Annotated in this window: 19 protein-coding genes; 5 read left to right on the forward strand and 14 right to left on the reverse strand. The window is 28.5% G+C overall.

The annotated features are described in order from the left end of the window. Positions 1-31: 31 nt before the first annotated feature. Positions 32-1,789, reverse strand: a complete 1,758-nt coding sequence (locus tag BTO18_RS09010) for a TonB-dependent receptor (protein ID WP_105015902.1) — start codon at positions 1,787-1,789, stop codon at positions 32-34. Beyond that, positions 1,789-4,818, reverse strand: a complete 3,030-nt coding sequence (locus BTO18_RS09015; RefSeq protein WP_226789102.1) for a tetratricopeptide repeat protein — start codon at positions 4,816-4,818, stop codon at positions 1,789-1,791. The genes BTO18_RS09010 and BTO18_RS09015 overlap by 1 nt, the downstream gene beginning before the upstream one ends. 160 nt (positions 4,819-4,978) lie before the next feature. On the opposite strand from BTO18_RS09015, the gene BTO18_RS09020 reads away from it, so the two are divergent. From BTO18_RS09020 to BTO18_RS09035, 4 genes are read left to right on the forward strand one after another with little or no spacing between them, the layout of a single operon-like run. Beyond that, the gene (locus BTO18_RS09020; protein ID WP_105015904.1) at positions 4,979-5,665 is read left to right on the forward strand and encodes a cell division ATP-binding protein FtsE; all 687 of its coding nucleotides are present in this window, start codon (positions 4,979-4,981) and stop codon (positions 5,663-5,665) included. A 23-nt stretch (positions 5,666-5,688) separates the two neighbouring features. Next, a complete protein-coding gene (locus BTO18_RS09025; RefSeq protein WP_105015905.1) occupies positions 5,689-6,786 on the forward strand; it encodes a glycosyltransferase in 1,098 nt (365 codons plus the stop codon). A gap of 35 nt (positions 6,787-6,821) precedes the next feature. Continuing rightward, positions 6,822-7,547: a glycosyltransferase gene (locus BTO18_RS09030; RefSeq protein WP_105015906.1), complete on the forward strand. Its 726-nt coding sequence runs from the start codon at positions 6,822-6,824 to the stop codon at positions 7,545-7,547. Beyond that, positions 7,537-8,352 carry a 2OG-Fe(II) oxygenase gene (locus BTO18_RS09035; protein WP_105015907.1) on the forward strand — a complete coding sequence of 272 codons (816 nt, stop codon included), beginning with the start codon at positions 7,537-7,539 and terminating at the stop codon, positions 8,350-8,352. The genes BTO18_RS09030 and BTO18_RS09035 overlap by 11 nt, the downstream gene beginning before the upstream one ends. A 36-nt stretch (positions 8,353-8,388) precedes the next feature. On the opposite strand, the gene BTO18_RS09040 is transcribed toward BTO18_RS09035, so the two are convergent. The 12 genes from BTO18_RS09040 to BTO18_RS09095 all read right to left on the reverse strand — a co-directional run bounded on the left by BTO18_RS09040 (position 8,389) and on the right by BTO18_RS09095 (position 20,576). Beyond that, entirely contained in the window at positions 8,389-11,547 is a 3,159-nt protein-coding gene (locus BTO18_RS09040; protein ID WP_105015908.1) for a S41 family peptidase, read from the reverse strand. Between the two features lie 79 nt (positions 11,548-11,626). Beyond that, on the reverse strand, positions 11,627-12,394 hold the full coding sequence (gene trpA, locus BTO18_RS09045) for a tryptophan synthase subunit alpha (protein WP_105015909.1): 768 nt from the start codon (positions 12,392-12,394) through the stop codon (positions 11,627-11,629). A gap of 90 nt (positions 12,395-12,484) precedes the next feature. After that, the gene (trpB, locus tag BTO18_RS09050; RefSeq protein WP_105015910.1) at positions 12,485-13,669 is read right to left on the reverse strand and encodes a tryptophan synthase subunit beta; all 1,185 of its coding nucleotides are present in this window, start codon (positions 13,667-13,669) and stop codon (positions 12,485-12,487) included. A gap of 86 nt (positions 13,670-13,755) precedes the next feature. After that, positions 13,756-14,433: a phosphoribosylanthranilate isomerase gene (locus BTO18_RS09055; RefSeq protein ID WP_105015911.1), complete on the reverse strand. Its 678-nt coding sequence runs from the start codon at positions 14,431-14,433 to the stop codon at positions 13,756-13,758. 17 nt (positions 14,434-14,450) lie between these two features. After that, positions 14,451-14,930, reverse strand: coding sequence for a DNA-deoxyinosine glycosylase (locus BTO18_RS09060; protein ID WP_105015912.1), 480 nt, complete (start codon positions 14,928-14,930; stop codon positions 14,451-14,453). Then, the gene (gene trpC, locus BTO18_RS09065; protein ID WP_105015913.1) at positions 14,930-15,718 is read right to left on the reverse strand and encodes an indole-3-glycerol phosphate synthase TrpC; all 789 of its coding nucleotides are present in this window, start codon (positions 15,716-15,718) and stop codon (positions 14,930-14,932) included. The genes BTO18_RS09060 and trpC overlap by 1 nt, the downstream gene beginning before the upstream one ends. Positions 15,719-15,812: 94 nt before the next feature. Continuing rightward, positions 15,813-15,983, reverse strand: coding sequence for a hypothetical protein (locus BTO18_RS17650; protein WP_170063255.1), 171 nt, complete (start codon positions 15,981-15,983; stop codon positions 15,813-15,815). Positions 15,984-15,987: 4 nt separating this feature from the next. Next, complete coding sequence (locus BTO18_RS09075; RefSeq protein WP_105015915.1) at positions 15,988-16,599, reverse strand: PM0109 family protein; 612 nt, start codon at positions 16,597-16,599, stop codon at positions 15,988-15,990. Beyond that, positions 16,581-17,270 (reverse strand): hypothetical protein, encoded by a 690-nt coding sequence (locus BTO18_RS09080; RefSeq protein ID WP_105015916.1) that lies wholly within the window; start codon positions 17,268-17,270, stop codon positions 16,581-16,583. The genes BTO18_RS09075 and BTO18_RS09080 overlap by 19 nt, the downstream gene beginning before the upstream one ends. Then, positions 17,264-18,259, reverse strand: a complete 996-nt coding sequence (gene trpD / locus BTO18_RS09085; RefSeq protein WP_105015917.1) for an anthranilate phosphoribosyltransferase — start codon at positions 18,257-18,259, stop codon at positions 17,264-17,266. The genes BTO18_RS09080 and trpD overlap by 7 nt, the downstream gene beginning before the upstream one ends. 73 nt (positions 18,260-18,332) lie before the next feature. Further along, positions 18,333-18,923 carry an anthranilate synthase component II gene (locus tag BTO18_RS09090; RefSeq protein WP_105015918.1) on the reverse strand — a complete coding sequence of 197 codons (591 nt, stop codon included), beginning with the start codon at positions 18,921-18,923 and terminating at the stop codon, positions 18,333-18,335. Positions 18,924-19,184: 261 nt separating this feature from the next. Beyond that, entirely contained in the window at positions 19,185-20,576 is a 1,392-nt protein-coding gene (locus BTO18_RS09095) for an anthranilate synthase component I family protein (protein WP_105015919.1), read from the reverse strand. Positions 20,577-21,289: 713 nt separating this feature from the next. Between BTO18_RS09095 and BTO18_RS09100 the strand changes: the two genes are divergently transcribed. Next, entirely contained in the window at positions 21,290-21,553 is a 264-nt protein-coding gene (locus BTO18_RS09100) for an Asp-tRNA(Asn)/Glu-tRNA(Gln) amidotransferase subunit GatC (protein WP_211295589.1), read from the forward strand.

Here is a 21,553-nt window from a genome sequence, read left to right on the forward strand (position 1 = left end):
TTGAACTTAAAAGTCGTTAAATGACTTAAATTTAAAAATCAAACTTGTAAGTTAGCCCTCCTAAAACCTGAAAACCTTGAACATTAAAATTTGCAAATCTCTCGTATTGATTATTTAAAACGTTGTTTAGTTTTAGAAAAACAGAGAATTTATCATTTAAATGATAGCCTCCATTTATGTTGATATCAATAAAAGAAGATAAATTATTAACAGTATTATTATTGGAAGGAAACACAGCATTATAGAAAACATCTTTTCTATCACCTATAAAAAAAATATTTGTTGTAGCATACCATTCATTAGTTTTGTATTTTCCAAAAATTGATGCTTGAACATTAGGTAAATTCCAAGCTTCACTTTGTAAATTGGTAGTATAATTATCAAATTGAATATTGGTTCCTAATGTGAGGTTTTTATTGAAATCGTATTCTAATTCACCTAAAATGGATACTGACTTTACATCATCATAAACTACTGTGAAAGAATTACCATATTCATAACCTTTAAAAACTGTATTGTTTGTACCATTTGATTTTGAATTATTTCTGATAAACAAAGGTTTATCTTCTTGTTCTTTTATACTACCAGAAAGATTAAAACTAATGTCATTATTTATTTTTCCATTTAAACCTAGAAAAGCATTATAGGTTTCTGATGTTTGAGTGATAAATAAAGTAGGAGAAACAAAAGGGTTATCTTCTGTAAAGTCCTTATAGGTGTTGGTTTGCAAACCACCTGTAACTCCTACATAAATGTTTAAATTCTCTTTAATAATTGGTTTTGTAATTTTAATATCTGGGTACATTAAAAAGTGATTTACACTATTTTCTCCGTCAAAAGAAGCTGCAATTTTCGCACCTAATTTCAAAGAAAAACTATTAAAATCATTAGTATATTCTGGGTTTACGCGGATTGTAAAAATAGAATATGCTAACTCATTTAAAGTAGTATAATCGCTTTTAAAGCTTCCATTTAATAATTCAAAACTAGTTTTTACTGCTAAATTATTTAAGCTACTACTCAAAACATTTAGAGGAATATCAAAATTTGTATGTAAACTAGCTAATACTTCTTTACTATCAAAATTATCAGAAAAATAAGATATAAAAAGATTGGCATCATCTATATAAGAGTCTAAAAAATCTACTTCACCTGAAAACTTAAAGTAATTATAGTTTTGCCCTTCATTAATTGTATTGATTACATTTGGTGCAAATATATTAGGTTGTAAACCATACCAATTGTATTGATTCATCTCTGTAGCAAAACCCACTTTCCAATCAAAATAACGTTCTTCTTGTTTATAAAATAAATTAGCTACAAAATTTGAAAATGTGCTGTTTAATAAGGTATTTTCTACATCATCAAAAGAGGCTGTATATTTTGTTAATAAACCAAACTCACTCTGAAAACGCGTTTGTCTGTGTAGGTAGGCTTCAAAATATGGCGAAGTATAATTGCCAAATCCAGCAGCAATATAATTATCATAAATACGCTCTCTAACACCAACATCTACACCTTTTACAACTCCGCTTTTAGGAATAAAGGTTGATGCTACTGGAGCAGAAAAAATAGAATAAGTTAGCTTTTTTTTCTTGTTTCTGTCCGATAATTTAATTACTGGATTTTTTCTAATTTTATTAGCATCTGCAATTTTGGGATCAAATTTTGTAACAACTTCTACTATTTCTGTTTTTACTGTATCAATTTTTCTTTTTTGAGGTGCGTTTTGAGCACTCACACCAACAAAAACAAGCAGCAATAGATATGCTAAAATTTCTCTTTTCATTAGTTTTTATTTTGTGGAGTTACAGAATTATTGGTTTTAGCTTCATTTTCTTTTATCTTTTCTAATTCAACTTTAGCTTCTTTTACAACATCGTCAAATTGTTCAAAGTTTTTAATTATGTTTTCTAAAATAAATGTGGCTTGGTAAGCATCTTTTAAATTGTAATAATTCTTTGCCATTATTACATAACTCTTTACTCCCCAATATTTATATGCAGAATAATCTGCAATGAGTTTTTGCACTATTTTATTAGATGCTTCATATTCATTTTCTTTATTCTTAAAATATGCATTGTAGTATAGTGTTTCTGCCTTTAGTTCGTTAGTGGCTTCTTTTTCTACTTCAGCAAAATATGTTTTTGCAGTTTCTAAATCTTCAGTTTTAAAAGCTGTTCTAGCAATAATTATTTTTGCATCTAACTTTAAATCGTCATCTATTTTTCTATTTCTCAATACTTTTTTTGCATAATCTAAAGCTTGGTTATAGGCTTTGGTTTTGTAATATCCTCTCATTAAATTACTTTGAGCATATAAAATATTCTCTGTAATATAAGCTTCTTGTTCTAGTTTTTCTAACAAAGGTATTGCCTCATAGATGTTATCTTGTTGCAAATAAATTTGTGTAAGTTTTGTTAATACATCTTCGCTAAACTCACTAACACCTGCATCTAAAACAACCATATATTTTTTTATTGCTTGTTTGTATAATTTTTGATTAAAAAAAACATCTGCTAAATAATACGTAGCTTTTAAGTAGTGTACTCCATTAGGAAAGTTTCTTAAATACTTCTTCAAACTAAAAATGGCTCCACTATTTTTGGCTTCAAAGTATTTTTTTTCTGCTATTGAAAATGATGAGTTTTCTATTTCAGAATCTGACACCTCTACAAATTTAAGCGTCTTTGTCCAAGCTACATAAGCATCTAAATTATCTTCATCTATATAAATGTTTTTAGCATTTCTTACAGCCTCTTTTGCATCTGAAGAGTTTGGGTATTTACTAGCTGTAAATTTAAATTTTTCTAGTGCTTTTCTATTTTGCCCATCATTGTAATACAACAATCCTTGGCGTACTAAAGCTCTTGCTAAAAACGGACTTTTAGTATACTTTGTAAGTAATCTATCATAAGCTTTGTGAGCATTTGTATTCTGATTTAATTTTGTAAAAGTTATTGCTAATTGATATAAAGCATCGTCTTTTAGATTTGAAATATTGTAATCATTAACTACTTTTTTAAGAGTTTTAACTTTTAAATTATTTTCATTCATAAAACCATAAGACATGGCTATTTGATATTGAGCATAATCTTCTTCATTGGCTTTATTTTGAATTATTTTTTCGTAAGCACTAATTGCATTTTTATATTCTCTTTTTGCAAAATAAGAATCACCTAGACGTAAATATGCATCATATTTTATATTTTCTTCAACTGTGGTATTACTAGATAAAAACTTATTAAAAAAACCAGATGATTCATCATAATTTTTTAGTTTAAAGAAAGCATACCCTATGTTATAACTAACCAATGGATACTTATCTTTGTTTAAAATATCTTCAATCTTTTTAAATCTAAATAACGATTCTTGGTATTCTTTAAGTTGATAGTAGGTTTCAGCTTCCCAATAACTTCCTCCATTACTTATTTCAGGCAAATCAGAACTAATACTTTTCGTAAAATACGGTAATGCATCTTTAAACTTGTTTTCATTATATAATTGAATTCCCCTGTACAAAGAAACTTCATAACTAAATTTAGAGTTTTCAATAGATTTTTTCTTTTTTAAATAATCTAAAGCTCCTTGATAATCTTTTTGATGAATGAAAGAAGAAACTACTAGCCCATTAATTTCGTTATATGCTGATGATTTTGGATACTTTTTTAAATAATTTTGAAGTACATCAGATACATTCTCAAAAGGATTACCTTCCTCATAACTTAATTTTGCATAATTGAGAGCAGCGTCTTCTTTAATTTCTGCATTAAAGCTCATTTCACTAGCTGCTTTAAAAGCATTAAGTGCCTCATTTTTCTTATCAATATTCAAATAACATTCAGCAAGATGATAATACGCATTTTGAGAAACTGAATTTTTTTGATCTATAATTTTATTAAAATAACTAATCGCATTTTCAAAATCATTTTGCTTAAAATATGCATAACCTAATTGATAATAATCAGTGTTGTTCCATTTTCTACCTTTACCTTTATAGGCTTTAAGATATGGAATTGCCTCATTATACTTTTTTAGGTTAAAGTAACTCTCACCAATTATTTTTGAAATTTCAGAAATATCTTTTCTTTTTGCAGTTTTTAATAGTGTTTTGCCAACCTCTACACAACGTTCAAATTTACCAGCCTTAAAACTGATATCTAATAAATAATAAGATATTTCTGCTTTGTAAGATTTGTTATCTGCAATTTCTTTTAAAGTTGATTCTGCAACACCATAATCTTCTAATTTATAAGCAATAAAACCATAATAATATCTTGAATCATTACCATATTTAGCGTCATTAATCAAAGGTAAAAACTTATCTTTTGCAAGCGATAAATTTTTGGTTACCAAAAGTCCATACCCCATTTTAAAGTTTAATTCTTTTCTGTTTTCTTCAGATATTAAATCTGTATTTACTTTTTGATACCATTTTAATGCATAAGCTGCTTTTCTATTGGCAAAATAGTAGTTACCAACATTAAAAAAAGCTTTGTTTTTTTTATTACTTGTTGGGTATTTTTCTACAAATCCTAATACTTTCTTATCCGCATTTGTTTGGTTTAATTTTACAGCACACATCGCATCATAATATGAAGCATCAGACTTTAAGTTAGAACTATTTAATGCAGAGTTTTCTACCTCTTCAAAAAGTTTTTGAGCAGCTGCATATGCTTTGTTGTTATACAGTTTTACTGCATTATTAAAATTTGCAACCTCATTAGCTTCTATAATAGATTGTTGAGAAATCATTGTAAAAGAGATAAAAACAAATACAAAAACAGAAAAGTAGTTTCTTTTAAAACAAAAATTCATAGAATTGTTTTTTGGTATCATTTGTATAAACGTAGGTTTTTTTATTTTGTTGGATAAATTATTAAAAAATAAATTTTAAAACATCAAAGATTAAGAAATATTATAGATTTTTACTAAAAAATCACTAGAAACTTATAAGTTTGTAAAAACTATTTTATTTATGGAAAAACCTGTTTTATATTTAGAAAACGCTGATATTTATCAAAGAGATAATTTAGTTTTATCTAAAGTAAACTTAACTGTTAATAAAGGTGATTTTTATTATTTAATTGGCAAAACAGGAAGTGGTAAAAGTAGTTTAATGAAAACCTTATATGGCGATTTAAAATTACAAAGAGGTACAGGCACAATTGTTGATTTTGATTTAAAGAAATTACAAGAAAAAGAAATCCCTTTTTTAAGAAGAAAAATTGGTATAGTCTTTCAAGATTTTAAATTACTAAACGATAGAACTGTCTTTGAAAATTTAGAATTTGTTTTAAAGGCAACAGGTTGGAAAAAGAAGGATGATATAAAGGCTAAAATAAATGAAGTTTTAGATAAAGTGGGTATGCAGTCTAAATACTATAAAAAAACCTACGAGCTTTCTGGAGGAGAACAACAAAGAGTTGCTATAGCTAGAGCTTTATTAAATGACCCAGAACTAATTTTAGCAGATGAACCTACAGGAAATCTTGACCCAAAAACTTCTTTAGAAGTAATGATACTTTTAAACGAAATCCATAAAAGTGGTAAAACCATTTTAATGGCAACTCATGATTATCAATTGATTGTAAAATTCAAGCAAAAAACCTTAAAATGTGAAGGTGGAGAATTGTTTGAAGTTGCACAACAAGCTAGTATTTAAATCATTTTAATATCATTTTATTTTTGAAAAAAAAGAAGATTTTTGTAGCTGTAACTAATGATATTTCTACTGATTATAGAGTACATAAAATCTGTGATTACTTAACCTCAAAAGGTTATGACATCCTTATATATGGTAGAGTTTTACCAAATACTATTAAAGTAAAAAGAAGTTATCAAATTAAAAGAATAAAGCATTTTTTTAACAATAACTTTTTGTTTTATGCAGAATACAATATTAGACTCTTTTTTTACGTACTTTTAAAAAAATATGATTTCATTCTAGCTAACGATTTAGATACTTTACCCGCTTGTTTTTTTTTAAGCAAAATAAAAAAGACTAAATTGGTTTATGACAGTCATGAGCTTTTTTCTGAAGGTCCAGAATTACAAGGAAGAAAATTTGTTCAAAGTTTTTGGAGAAGGTTAGAAGATTTTTTTTTACCAAAAATAAAAAACGCATACACTGTAAGTCAATCTATAGTTGAATTTTATGATAATAAATATCAAAACAAAATGGGGCTAATTAGAAATATTCCACTTAAAAATGATATTTTAAATATAGAGAAAGTTACCTTTCCTACAAAAAATAGAACGATTCTATATCAAGGAGTTTTAAACCCTGGAAGAGGACTAAAACCTATGATTAAAGCTTTACACTTTATTGATAATTTAGATTTAGTAATTATTGGGTATGGTAAAGTAGAGAGTGAGTTAAGAGATTTTGTAAAAGATCAAAAAATGACTGAAAGAGTTCACTTTTTAGGTAGAATTGCTAGGGAAAAACTATTTAATTATACAAAAAAAGCCACTTTAGGCATGGTGTTAGAAGAGCCTTTGGGTTTAAGTTTTCAATATTCATTACCCAATAAGTTATTTGACTATATTCATGCAGAGATTCCAATAATTGCTGGCAATTTACCTGAAATATCTAGAATTATTAATGAGTATAAAGTTGGTGTTTTAGTTGATAATTATAATCCAGAAACTATTGCAAAAGAGATTAAGGCTACTTTAGAGAATGAAGATTTACTATCAGATATAAAAGTAAATCAACAAAGAGCAAAAAATATATTATGTTGGGAAGTTGAACAGAAAAAACTCGACAATTATTTTAATTAAAAAATAATTTTATCAATCCGAAAATATCCATAATAATACCCGTTTTAAACAATCTCACTAGATTGAAAAAAACCATAGATAGTATAAAAAATCAAACTTTTAGAGACTATGAAGTTTTTGTAATTGATGGATATTCTGATTTAAAAACTCAAGAATTTCTACAAAATTTAACCGCTCCTTTTTTTTATCAATCAGAAAAGGATAAAGGTGTCTATGACGCAATGAATAAAGGCATTAGCTTATCAAAAGGAGAATGGTTGTTCTTTTTAGGGGCTGGAGATGAGTTTTTTAATGACGCTACATTAGAGGATATTTTTAAAAATACCAAATTAGAAAAGAACTCTATTATTACTGGAAACGTTACTTATAAAGCGGAATCTAAACCTTTTGTGTATAGTAAATATAAGACAGAAAAAAAACCAATTTGGTCATATAAAATGTGGTTTTGGAATGGTTTACATCATCAAGGTACTTTTTACAAAAGAGAATTATTTCTAAAAAATCAGTATTGTTTAAAATACAAAACCTTGTCAGATTATCACCTAAATTTGAGGCTTTATAAAGAAAAGAAAAATTGCAAAATATTAAATTTTACAATCACAAAATGTAATTCTGATGGCTTGTCAAAATCAGGAAAATGGGATTTATACAAAGAAGAAATCGAATTAAAAACCAATTTAAGTTCTAGTTTTTACACTCCTTTTTTTTATCTTGTTGCTGGTATAAAATTTATAACTCGTAAAATTGTAAATGGTAGATAGAACAGAAATAAGCAAACTCATTTTAAAAAAATTATATGAGAATAAAAAAGACTTGACAAAACAATTTTCTAAAACCAAAAGTGGTATAGGTTATTTTTTTATAGATAATCTTTTACCTAACAATTTAGCTACTGAAATCCACCTTAATTTTCCAAGTTTAGAAGATACTGTTAAGAAAAAAAACTTAAGAGAGTTTAAACATACAGCCTATCAAATGGATAAGTATCATCAACTTTTAGAAGAAGTTATTTACGCTTTTCAAGATAAAAATGTGGTAGAATTAATTTCAGAAATATGTGACTTAAATTCTATTTATGCTGATGATTCTTTGTATGCAGGTGGTTTATCTTTAATGGCAAAAGATAATTTTTTAAACCCACATCTAGATAACTCTCATGATAAAAATAGAAAAAGATGGAGAGTACTAAATTTACTTTACTATGTGACTCCTAATTGGCAATTGGAAAATGGAGGTAATTTAGAAGTTTGGGGTAAAGGATTGGAAGAAAAACCTACTGTAATAGTAAGTAAATTTAACAGATTAGCAGTTATGGCAACTCATAATAATTCGTGGCATTCCGTTTCTAAAGTGGAAAAAAATGATATACGTTGTTGCGTATCTAATTACTATTTTTCTAATGAACCTATAACAAGTTCAGATACATTTCATGTAACAACTTTCAGAGCAAAGCCTAATGAAAAACTAAAAGATTTTATACTTCAAGTAGATAATAAAGTAAGAACATCTTTAAGAAAATTATTTAAAAAAGGAGTTAGAGAAAATCCACACCAATACAAAAAATAAAACCTGTTTTAAATTAAAACAGGTTTTATTTGATTATTACTCTATATCTTGCAGCAAAACTTCTACCGCTTTTTTTAGTTGATCATCTTCTCCTCTATCTCCCCAACCTGGAGCATTTTTAACTAAATAATCTGGAACTGCTGGTGCTTCATTTTCCATATTTTTTCCTGATTTTGCTACATACCAAGCTCTAAATGGCATCCTAACAAAACCTTGTGTTAAGCTATAACCTCCTGTTGAGATTACTGCTCCAAATGTAGGTTGCCCTACTAATTTACCTAACCCTAAATTTTTATATGCATGAGAGAATATCTCTGCATTAGAATAACTATTTTCATTACATAAAGCTACTGTTGGTTTTGTATTTACAGTTAAAATTGCTCTTTCATTAAAAGGATAATTTTTAGTGAACTTTTTATTTTCCTTTTTTAAGTTTTTTGCTGCTCCTCTTGGAACTGTATATGCATGTTGATACACATTTAAAACTGCCATTAAACGATCGGTTGTCCAACCACCACCATTATAACGTACATCGATTACAATACCCTCTTTACCATATCCACTAGCTTTTAACTCACGCTCAAAACGTTCAAAACTTGGTGCATTCATACCTTGAATATGGATGTAACCTAATTTTCCGTTTGAGAATTTATCAACCATTTTTTTTCTAGAATCTACCCATGCTTGGTATTGTAATCCTCGTAAACTTCTTGTAGTTCGAGCTACAACTTCTTTACCACTAGCTAAACTCAACAATACTTCATCTCCTCTAGTATTTTTAAGTAAACTATAAAAATTAGTATTAACATCAATTTTTTCATTATTAATTGCAGTAACTACGTCACCTACATTTAAATCAACTTTACTCTTATCTGCAACAGAATTATTTAGCACATATAAAATTTCTGCTCCTTTGTTAGTATTTTTAACTTCTAAACCTAAAAGACCAATATTATCACTATTTCTTCTTTCAGGGGTTCCTGCTCCATAACCCATATGACTTGCATTTAATTGCCCTAATAACTGATTGAATATAAATGCATAATCTTGAGCAGTGCTAGCCATTAAAGCTAATGGTCTATACTGCTTTACAAGTCCTTTCCAATCATAACCATGAAAATTAGGATCATAAAAGCCCATCGTAAGAACTCTTGTTCCTTCATCAAACATTTGAGCATTAACCGCTTTAAAGTCTTGCATATATTTTGCAGAATGAGGTAAAGAAGTTACTCTATCTGATTTTGGGTTTAACTCATTTAACCTACCTCTAGAGGTAAAATAAAATTTATTATTCACAGCAGAAAAACCTCCTATTCTAGAAGTTCCTTTAATTTCTTTTGGGCTTCCTTCATCAAGTTTAACTTTATAAAAGCTTCTACTGTTTTTTGCAGGGTTCGTTGCCGAATAATAAATATATTTGCTATCAGGACTAAAAATACCTCCAAATTCATCATCTGGTAATCTAGTTACTTTTACAAGTCTATCGTATATTCTATCTCTATCAATTGATACTTTTACAGTCTTTTTTCCTTTTTTCTTTTTTACTGGTTTTGGTTTGTAATATTCACCATTTTGTCGATCGGTTCTGGTTTTCTCCCAATCTTCTTTTTTTAACCAAACCATCCAAATATCGAAATCTATCCCTCCTCTGTTTCCACTTCTATTCGAAGCAAATGATAACATTTTACCATCTGGACTCCAAGTTGGAGAAACATCACTTCTAGGGTGCATAGAAACATTTGTTTTTTCGTCAGGATTCTCTACTGACTGTATAAATATTTCACTATCGAAGTCTAAATCTTGTTGAGAATAGGCTAGATATTTGCTATCAGGACTCCAGCTAACACCAGATGGTGCTGCCCAACCTTCAGAAAAAGCTTTTATATTTTTAATTTTACCATCTTCATAATCTGCTACCATCAAATCTCCACGTCCAACTTGATAAGTTATTTTTTTATGGTTTGGAGAAACTAACAAATTATATACATCTTCTTTGCTTTTCGTTAATTTTTTAGTTTCAATTTTTAGACTTCTCTCTAAACCAACTAAAGTATCTTTAGAGCTAGAAACATAAATTTCATTTTGGCCACTTCTATCAGAAATAAACAATACTTCTTTATTACTTATCCATTGAGGGTTTCTATCTCTGTATGGGTGATTACTAACATTGTTAGTGTTTCTTTTTTCTTTGTTATTTTCTTTAACAAATATCTCGTTTTGAATTTCCATTGCAGCCAACTTACCATTTGGAGAGATATCAAAACTCGAAATATTAGAAGACGTAGTTGCTGTTTTTTCTAACTCGAATCTGTAATCTGTTGTTAAACTAATATTTAGTTTTTTTGATTTACCATTTTTTAAATGATATACATTAAAAAGTGTTGAATAAACTATTATCCCATTATCGCTTACCGTAAAAGAAACTACTCCATTTTTCTTTTGATTGGTTAACTTTTTTGAAATACCATTTGCTGAACCATTGTCAGAAATAGCTTGTTTATAAATATTATAACGTCCACTTTCTGCACCTATATAATATAAATTCCCATCATTATCCCAAAGAGGAGAATGATCGTTTTTTAGTGTATTTGTTATTTGAATATATTTATTTGAATTCTTATTAAATATCCAAATATCCCTTTGTGCAGAACCAGAATAATCTTCTCTTGAAATTCTACATGCTCCTTTAGCGTAAGCTATAAATTTTCCGTTTGGAGACTGTGTTGCCATAGAACCTAAAGCAGTTATTGTTCTTTCTGGTGTACCTCCATTTCCTTTTACATGATATGTTTGTGCATCCCATTGTGGACCTTTCAGAATTCTATTTGTCGTAAATAAAATATTATTATCACTTGTCCAATCATAAGGTGTATCCGTTGTTGGGTAATAGGTAAGTTGTTTAGGCATTCCTCCATCTTTAGAAATGGTAAAAATATTGTTTGACCCTTTTCTATTCGAAGTAAATGCAATTTCTGAACCATCAGATTTCCAAATAGGATTACTTTCATAAGCTTCATGAACCGTTAATCGTTTTGTTTGATTGGTCTTTAAGTTATATATCCAAATATCACCTTGATAAGAAAAAGCAAGTTCAGTACCATTTGGATGTAAACTCGGATGTCTTATTAATGAATTTTGGGCTAGAATTAAGTTGAAAGTAAAAATTAAAAAGAGTGTAAATAGACTTTTATGCATTATAAATATTTTTGATTTACATGCAATTTAATAGTTTACAATATAATATCTTTTTTTTTAAGAATATATTAAGAATATATTAACTTAAAATAGGATTGATGAATTTATTGATTTTATCAACTCCATTTTTACCTAAATTTTTGATAAAAGCAGAACCAATAATGGCTCCATTTGCATAAGCACAAGCCGTATTAAAAGTCTCTTTATCTGAAATACCAAAACCAATAATGAGTTTACTTTGTAAATTCATTGCTTTTATTCTTTTGAAATAAGCAATTTGTTGATTAGAAATTTCTCCTTTTGCACCAGTTATAGAAGCAGAAGCAACAACATAAATAAATGCTTTTGTGTACGAATCTATTTTTCGGATTCTATCCTCTGAAGTATGTGGTGTGATTAAAAATACGTTGGTGATTCCGTATTTATCGAACAACGCTTGATAGTGATTTTCAAATTCAACCATTGGTAAATCTGGAATAATTAAAGTATCTATTTCACAATCTACTACTTTTTGACAGAATTTATCTTCTCCATATTTTAACATCTGATTTAAATACCCCATTAAAACCAAAGGCTTTTTATTCGTTTCTTTAATTTCCATTAATTGATCAAAAACAATATCAAGATTTATTCCGTTTTCTAAAGCCTTTTGGCTACTATCCTGTATAGTTGGTCCATCTGCTAAAGGATCAGAATATGGCAAACCAACTTCTATAAAGTCAACTCCAGATTTTTCTAATTGAGAAATTACTTGAGCTGTATCGTCCAATTCTGGATAACCACAAGTAAAATATATTGATAATAAATTTTTATCTTTTTGTTGAAATAATTGTTTGATTGAATTCATAATTATTCGGTTTTGTAATTGCGAAGAACGAAGCAATCTCTAAATGAATTGAAAGATTACTTCACTGCGTTCGTAATGACGATTGTAAATTTACTCTTCTAAATACTTAATAAACGTTTCTAAATCTTTATCTCCTCTTCCAGATAAATTAATTACCACAACTTGGTCTTTTTTCAAATCCATTTTTGGTAAAACCGCCAATGCGTGTGCAGTTTCTAGAGCAGGAATAATTCCTTCTAATTTAGACAATTCATAACCAGCATTTAGTGCTTCTTGATCTGTTGCATTTAAAAAAGTTGCTCGTTTACTTTCATACAAATAAGCGTGTAAAGGACCAACACCTGGATAATCTAATCCTGCAGAAATCGAATAAGGTTCAACAATTTGACCATATTCATCTTGCATTAAAATGGTTTTACTTCCATGAATAATTCCGACTTCACCCAATTGAGAAGTTGCTGCACTTTCGCCAGAATTTACTCCTAAACCAGCAGCTTCAACTGCAACTAACTCTACTTCATCATCATCCATATAATGATAAAAAGCACCAGCAGCATTACTACCTCCACCAACACAAGCAATAATTGTGTCAGGATTTTCTTTACCAGTTTTTTCTTTCAATTGCCATTTCATTTCTTCAGAAATAATAGCTTGTAAACGTGCAACCATATCTGGATGTGGATGTGGACCAACAACAGAACCAATTAAATAGAACGTCTCTGGGTTTTGAATCCAATATCTGATAGCTTCATTTGTTGCATCTTTTAGCGTTTTAGAACCAGAAGTTGCAGGAACTACTTTTGCACCTAACATTTTCATACGAGCAACATTTGGTGCTTGACGTACAATGTCTTTCTCGCCCATAAAAACAGTACAATCTAAACCCATTAAAGCACAAACTGTGGCTGTTGCAACTCCATGTTGTCCTGCTCCTGTTTCTGCGATAATTTTCGTTTTTCCTAACTTTTTCGCAATTAAAATCTGACCAACTGTATTGTTAACTTTGTGTGCTCCTGTATGATTTAAATCTTCACGTTTTAAATAAATTGTCGCTCCATATTTTTCTGACAATCTTTTTGCTAGATACAAAGGTGTTGGACGACCAACATAATCTTTTAGTAAAGATTTATATTCTATTTGAAACTCTTTAGATTCAATAATTTGAATATAATTATCTTCTAACTCCTTCACATTAGGATATAATAATTCAGGAATAAAAGCTCCTCCAAATTGTCCAAAATATCCGTTTTTATCTGGGTGAAATTTTGATTTCATAATTTTATTAATATGCAATTAACTGGTTTGTCATTTCGACTTTAAGGAGAAATCTTTGTTTAAAAACTATAGATTTCTCAACTTCATTACATTTTATTCGAAATGACAATCTCTTTAAACTTCTTTAATTCTTGTATTTTCTTTTTACCTGGTTCATTTTCAAATTTACTATTTACATCTAACGCATAAATTGGTAAATTCGTTTTTCTTATTATTTGGATTTGTTCTACATCTTCCAAACCAATTCCTCCACTCAAAAAGAAAGGCTTATCAAAAGGATAATTCTCTAAAACAGACCAGTCAAATTTTACTCCATTTCCACCTCTTTCTTTTCCTTTGGTGTCGAATAAAAAATAATCTACAATATCTAAATAAGGCTTTAAAACCTCAAAATTAAACTCGTTTTTTATTCCAAAAACTTTTATGATTTCTAAATTATCATAGGATTTTGGTTTCTTTACTTTTTTTCTACCTTTATTCTGTTCAATAAAAGATGCTCTACTTTCTGATAATAATTTTCGAATCGATTTGATATAATCTACAGATTCATCTCCATGTAGTTGAATAGCATCTAACTGATATTCTTCGATATAAGAAACTAAAATCTCTGGAATTTCATTTACAAAAACTCCTGCTTTTTTTATTTCTTTTGCCAATTCTGGAATAATTCCCTCAAAATTTCTTTTTGATTTATCATAGAAAATAAAACCCAAATAATCAGGTTGTAATTCAGCAACTTGCAGAATATTCTCTACGTATTTCATCCCACAAACTTTCAACTTCATATTATCGTTTCTTTCCAATTATTCAATTTTTCTCTGTACGAATATCTTGCATTTGCAGGGCTTGTAGATAAAACTGTATTATAGAGAATTCCATCTAAAGGCGTAAAATATTTGTGATATAATTTCTCTGCTTTTTTGCCATTAAAAACGACTTGTTTTACAGATGGAAACATCTCCAAAATCTCGTTTATCGGGTTTGGCACTTCGTTTTTTATATCAGAATCTAAACTTGTAACTCGTTCTCCAAATTGACAAATATCCCAAATAGCAATATGATTATTAATTAATGTTTCTATTCTTTGATTGTAATTTTCACTAAAAGTTTCATCAATTAAATCGTAAATTATTTTCCAAAAAGAGTTTCTGTTGTTTGCATAATATTGTTGTTTCTTTAACGATTGTTTACCAGGCATTGTCCCTAAAATAAAAACTTTAGGATTTTGTGGCAAAACAGGATCAAAACAAACTCTTTCCATTACCTAATCTGATTGATGAAATCTTGACAAGCTTCTCCTGGGTTTTCTTCTTTCATAAAGTTTTCGCCAATCAAAAATCCTTGAAAACCAAATTCCTTTAAACCAGTGATGATTTTAGGATCAGAAATACCGCTTTCTGAAACTTTAATAGAATTATCAGGAATTTGATTTGCCAACTTTATAGAATGCTCTAAATTAACCTCAAAAGTTTTTAAATTTCGATTATTTATACCGATAATTTTATCATCTAAATCATTAATCTTATCTAATTCTTCTTGTGTATGTATTTCATATAAAACACTTAAACCTAAATCTTTAGCAAGATTTCCGTAGTTTTTTAATTCTACTGATGTTAAACAAGAAGCAATTAATAAAATAGCATCTGCACCAATTGCTTTTGCTTCTACAATTTGGAAACCATCAACCACAAAATCTTTTCTCAAAATTGGTTTTGTTTGATTGATAACCCTTGCTTCCATCAAATCTGCCATAGTTCCTCCAAAAAAAGAAGTATCTGTTAATATGGATTGAGCTGCTACATTTGCATCTAAATATCCGTTGGTTACTTCTGCAATTGTAGCTTTATCGTTGATGATTCCTTTGGAAGGCGATTGTCTTTTAAATTCAGCAATAATACCTGTTGACCCCACTTCTAACAAAGATTTTTTTAAAGAAAGTGGTGTTCTTTTAAACTTTGGGCTTTCCACTAGTTTTTTAATAGGAACTTCTGCTTTAATTTTAGCAATTTCTTTCTTTTTAAATGCTATGATTTTATCTAAAATTGTCATTTTTATTCTAATTTGTTATTTCGACTTTATGAAGAAATCTCAAAATCATTAACGTGAGATTTTTCGACTTCACTTCATTTCGCTCAAAATGACATTATTTATTTAATTTTTTATTTCTATATCTCAAAAAAAAATATACAATTACACCTACTATTAAACCAATAATTGTATGTTTAAAAAGGTCTTTTGTTTGAATACCAACTGCCATTCCCATTAATAGAAATGCTGGAATGATTAAGATTAAATTATTTTTCTTTTTTGTCATTTTATCATAACTCTCTTTCAATTAAGGTAATATTTAATTTTTTTTTAATCAAAATATTTAATTCTTCAACTTTTTCATCAATTGCTACATTATTATAAAATTCAGATAAATTATAAGCTACACCATAAAACTCTTTTGATTCTGATATCCATTCCCTCACATTATTACTAATATCTTTTTTCAGGAATGAATCATCAATAGTCCAGTTTCCATTAAGTTCAAAAATAAAAATTATTCTACTATTGCTTAATTCAACAGGTTTAAAGTTGTCTAAATTTAGTCTATCTTCTTGCGAATTAGAAGTTTTCCCATCATAATAACCAGTATCAGATTGAATTATGACTGACATTGTAATTTTATCATTATTTTTTTCTTGAGTTCCAAAATGAAACTCATAAAAATACATATTCAACCAATCCCAAGACCATCTAGATAAAACTCTTTTACCTTTTCTTGGTACAGTAGATGAAAATCTTGGACAACCTTGTTCGTATGAGAATCCTAGATTATTTCCTAAATATGAAACCAAATCAAGAACCCTTTTTTGATATTCATATAGTAAACGATAAGCTATTCTTACATCTCCTAAAACTTTATCTAAATCTTTGTTATCCATTCTTTTATTTTATTTCCTTCCTTCATTTCTATTTGATTTCTTTTTAGAGAATTTAACCATAAAAAATTGTTATAACCATGTATTTCTAACCCTTTTAAAATTGTTTCTAAAATTCTAACATAAGACCTATTTACTGGTAGAATATCAATATTTTTAGTAAGTCTATTTTTGGTTTTAATAATTATATCTAATAAATTTTGCCATTTAATTTTATGAATTAATTTGTCTTCAATTCCAGAATTTTCGGTTTTTGAAGACCATATTCCTCCTACAGCAAAATAAATAAGTTCTTTATTTTCTTCTCCGTAAATGTGTGAAAATGTTTTGATTTGATTTTTCCATTGATTTACATCTTGTTGGTCTTTATCATATCTCTTTGATTCTATTATTACAAAATAATTCTCAAATTCAACAAATAAGTCTGGTTCAATAAATCTAGAATTAGTTACTAATTTCAAACTTTTGGTATCCCATTTAGGCCAAAAACTACAATCAATAAATTCTCCAACATTTTCTGGAAGATTTTTATTATCTACACATGAATTTTTCATTATGTGCCAAATTATATTATCAGGTAACATAAATAAGTAGTCAAAAACAGATGAAGTCAAAGAATCTTCCTTAAGTCCTTTTACTAAATTAAATTTATTCTCTAAAATAGCATTTAACATTGACTTACCAATTTACTTAAACATTCTTTCGCTTTCATCCCAAAAAGTGAACTTTTCGCTTCTTCAAAAGCATTTTCAAAACTTTTATTTTCATCAACAATTGTAAGTGCAAAAGCGGCATTTGTTAAAACCACACTATTTTGAGCTTCTGTCCCTTTTCCGTCTAAAATAGATTTAAAAATCTTTGCAGCATCTGCAACATTATTTCCTCCAAAGATATCTGATTGTTGAATTCTTTTCTGCCCCAAATCTTCTGGATTTATAATTTGTTCACCTTGTTTTGTAAAGAGTTTAAATCCACTTGTTAAAGAGATTTCATCATAGCCATCTAGAGCATGAATCACTCCATAATTTATATCTTTTTCTTCCTGCAAGATATAATTATACAAACGTGCAATTTCTAAATTGAACGTTCCTAACATATGATTTTTAGGTGAACTCGGATTTACCAAAGGCCCTAACATATTAAAGAAAGTTTTTAATGCTAATGCTTTTCTTGTTGGTCCAACTGCTTTCATAGCTGGATGAAATTTTGGAGCGTGTAAAAAACAAATATTTGCTTTTTCTAAATGTTCTTTTAAAATAGTTTCATCATTGGTAAAATTATAACCAAAACTCTCTAACATATCTGAAGAACCTGATTGAGAAGATACAGAATAATTACCGTGTTTTGCTACTTTTTGTCCTGTTCCTGCAACAATAAATGAGGTTAGTGTTGATATGTTAAAGGTGTCTTTTCCATCACCACCAGTTCCAACAATATCTATGGTATTGTAATCTGAAAAATCTACTTTTATAGCCAATTCTTTTAATGCATTTCTAAAACCAGAAAGTTCGTCTGCTGTGATTGGACGCATCATAAAAACGGTCATAAATGACGCTAAATGTGCATCATTATACTTTGCTGTAGCAATATCTTTTAAGATTTGTGTTGCTTCAGATTTTGATAATCTTTCGTGATTGTATAATCTGTTTAAAATTACTTTCATTTAAGCTGAATTTATTTCAGTATCTATTTTCCTGCAAGGTCTTTTTTGACCTTGTAGGTATTTATAATTATACCTACAAGGTTATTGAAACCTTGCAGGAGTTAATAAAGTTTGTGACTAACTTTTCACCTACATCTGTTAAAATAGATTCTGGATGAAATTGAACCGCAGAAATATTAAAACGTTTATGTTCAATGGCTTGTATTAATCCATCTTCATCTCTTGCTGTTACTACTAATTCTGCTGGAAAATCGATATCTGTTGCTGCCCAAGAATGATAACGTGCTGCTAAAAATGTTTCTGGAACATCTTTAAAAATTTCAGCTTCATTATTTACAACGCTCATTTCTGTGGCAACTCCATGAAAAACCTCATCTAAATTGATAATTGTTCCTCCAAAAACTTCTGTAATTGCTTGTAAACCTAAACAAACTCCAAAAATTGGTTTTTTGCCAGCGTACGTTTTAATTACTTCTTTTAAAATTCCTGCTTCATCAGGAATTCCTGGTCCTGGAGATAACATTATCATATCATAATTCCCAACATCTGCAACACTAATTTCATCGTTTCTAAAAACCGCAGGAAAATTTCCTGTAATTTTTTCTACCATATGAACTAGGTTATAGGTAAACGAATCGTAATTGTCTAAAATTAATATTTTCATTTTTTTTTCTAATTGTCATTGCGAAGCAAATTTTTCATTTGCTGTGGCAATCTGTTTATTTATTAAGAGATTACTTCGTCGGAAAAACTCCTCGTAATGACTTAAAACTCTCAATCCGCGTTAGGGATTGAATGGTCTGTTTGAGCTCTTTTTTGTTTTTCTCAAAAAAAGCGAGTAATGAAAGCCCGTTAAAACGCCCAAATTAATATCAATCTCTTTTTATTTTATTACTACAAGGTTTTTGAAACCTTGCAGGATATCTTATATATTCTCTGCCAAAATCAACGCTTTTTTTAACGCTGCTAACTTATTATTTACTTCTTGTAATTCTTTTTCTTCATCAGAATGAATTACAATTCCTGCTCCTGCTTGATAATATAATGTCTTGTTTTTACTTACAAAACTTCTAATGGCAATTGCCAAATTTACAGAACCATCTAAACCAATAATACCAACTGCTCCTCCATAAAATCCACGAGATTGATTTTCGTATTTGTTAATTAACTGCATTGCTTTGTATTTTGGTGCGCCACTTAAAGTTCCTGCTGGAAAAGTATCGCCCACAATTTCAATAGGATTTCCTTTTAACTGGCCTGAAACTGTAGATACCAAATGAATTACATGACTAAAATACTGCACTTCTTTAAACACTTCAACTTCTACATTATTAGCGTGTTTACTTAAATCGTTTCGCGCTAAATCTACTAACATTACATGCTCTGCTGTTTCCTTTTTATCAGCGGATAATTTTTTACCCAACTGAATATCTTTAGCCATATCACCCGTTCTTCTGAAAGTTCCAGCAATTGGATTGATAGTTGCTTTTCCTTGTTGAATTTTTATTTGCGCTTCTGGAGAAGAACCCATTAATTTAAATGAACCATAATCGAAAAAAAATAAATACGGAGATGGATTTATAGAACGCAAAGCTCTGTACACATTAAATTCATCTCCTTTAAATTTTTGTTGAAATTGACGAGATAATACAAGTTGAAAAACATCGCCTCTTTTACAATGCGATTTTGCTTTTCTTACATATTCAATAAACTCTTCACCTTTTACATTAGAAGTTTCCTCGCCAACAATTTCAAATTTTTGTGTATTGAATGCTTGTGCATCTATTATGGTTTGAATTTCTTTGATTCTAGATTCAGTTCCTTCTTCAATATTTTCTATCAACGTCATTTCATCATTAAAATGATTGATGGCAATAATAAATCTATAAAAACTATATTCCATTAACGGAATTGCAGACGGAGCTTCATCAACATTTAAAGTAATATTCTCAAAATATTGAACAGAATCGTAAGTTGTATATCCATACAAACCGTTAAAAGATTTCAATTCAGTTGGACAATGTAACTCAATTCTATTGGTATAATCTTCAAAAATTGAATTGAAATTTCTCCCTATTTCTTCATTTTCTAATTCTATTCCTTTGTGAGAAAAACTCAAATAATGATTTTCTGCTTTAATAGTAATTATAGGCTCAATCGCAATAAATGAAAAACTTTCTTCCTTACTATGATAGTCTGAACTTTCTAACAACAGTGTATTTGCATATTTATCTCTAAATCGCAAATACAAACCTACAGGTGTAATCGTATCTGCAATTCTAGTTTTCGATAATGTTTTGAATTTTATTCTACTCATAATTTATCCGTTTTTCTTACTTCCCTAAGGGAAGATTAGGATGGGCTATAAAAAAAGGCTTATCGTGAGATAAGCCTTTTATTTTAATATTTATATTATACAGGTTTAGTGCTCACTTATTTATTAAGAGAGTTCCACCACCAAGTATTGCCTAAATTTTTCTTCATTACAAGAGCAAATGTAAAAAGGGATTTGTTATTTCACAAATTTTATGTTGTTTTTTTCTATAAATTTAAGTCTTATATAGAAAAATAGATTCAATCGATTTCGTACTTACAAATTTTATAAATATTTTAATTTTTCATTTCAATATAAAACTAATTTTATGTTTATTATTTAAAAAAACAAACATAATTCTGTAATTTGCACGTAACAAACAACGTGTTTGATTTGAATTTACTGAATTAATGAATGCACCAATGATTTTAAGAAATTATTGGTGTGTTTTTTTGATTAAATCAAAAAAACAGATACTTTAAATAAATAATTTAAAACCTTGTCAGTAAAACAATTCTATATATATTTGCTCGTGTTTAATAGAAAATACTGAAAATAAAATCAGTCATAAAATGAACAAAAATAACAACAATAATAATTTCAATAATTCTAATTTATAGAATAGGAGGGTTATTGTTTAGAAATATATAAAGCCTTCCAAATTTGGAAGGCTTTTTCATGTTCTGAATTTATTTCAGAATCTAAAAAAACTAAAGATGAGTAAAATGATGACAGTTGATATTTTGTCGAGTATAAAAGGAGCAAAAGAATCGGAAACAGTGAATCAGTTGTTTAAAGTGATAATAAATGCTGACACAAATAGTAATGCTGCAAATAATGTTGTTAATGCAGTATCTATAGATGATTTGAGAGAAGATATTGTAATTAATAGCTCAAAAAGGGAAAAGGAAATCATCATAGAAAATTTCCCAAAAGAAAAGAATGGTTATTTAGTTGTTGCTAAAGTGATTGAAGAATAA

The sequence above is a fragment of the Polaribacter porphyrae genome, from assembly GCF_002954685.1.
Taxonomy (GTDB): domain Bacteria; phylum Bacteroidota; class Bacteroidia; order Flavobacteriales; family Flavobacteriaceae; genus Polaribacter; species Polaribacter porphyrae.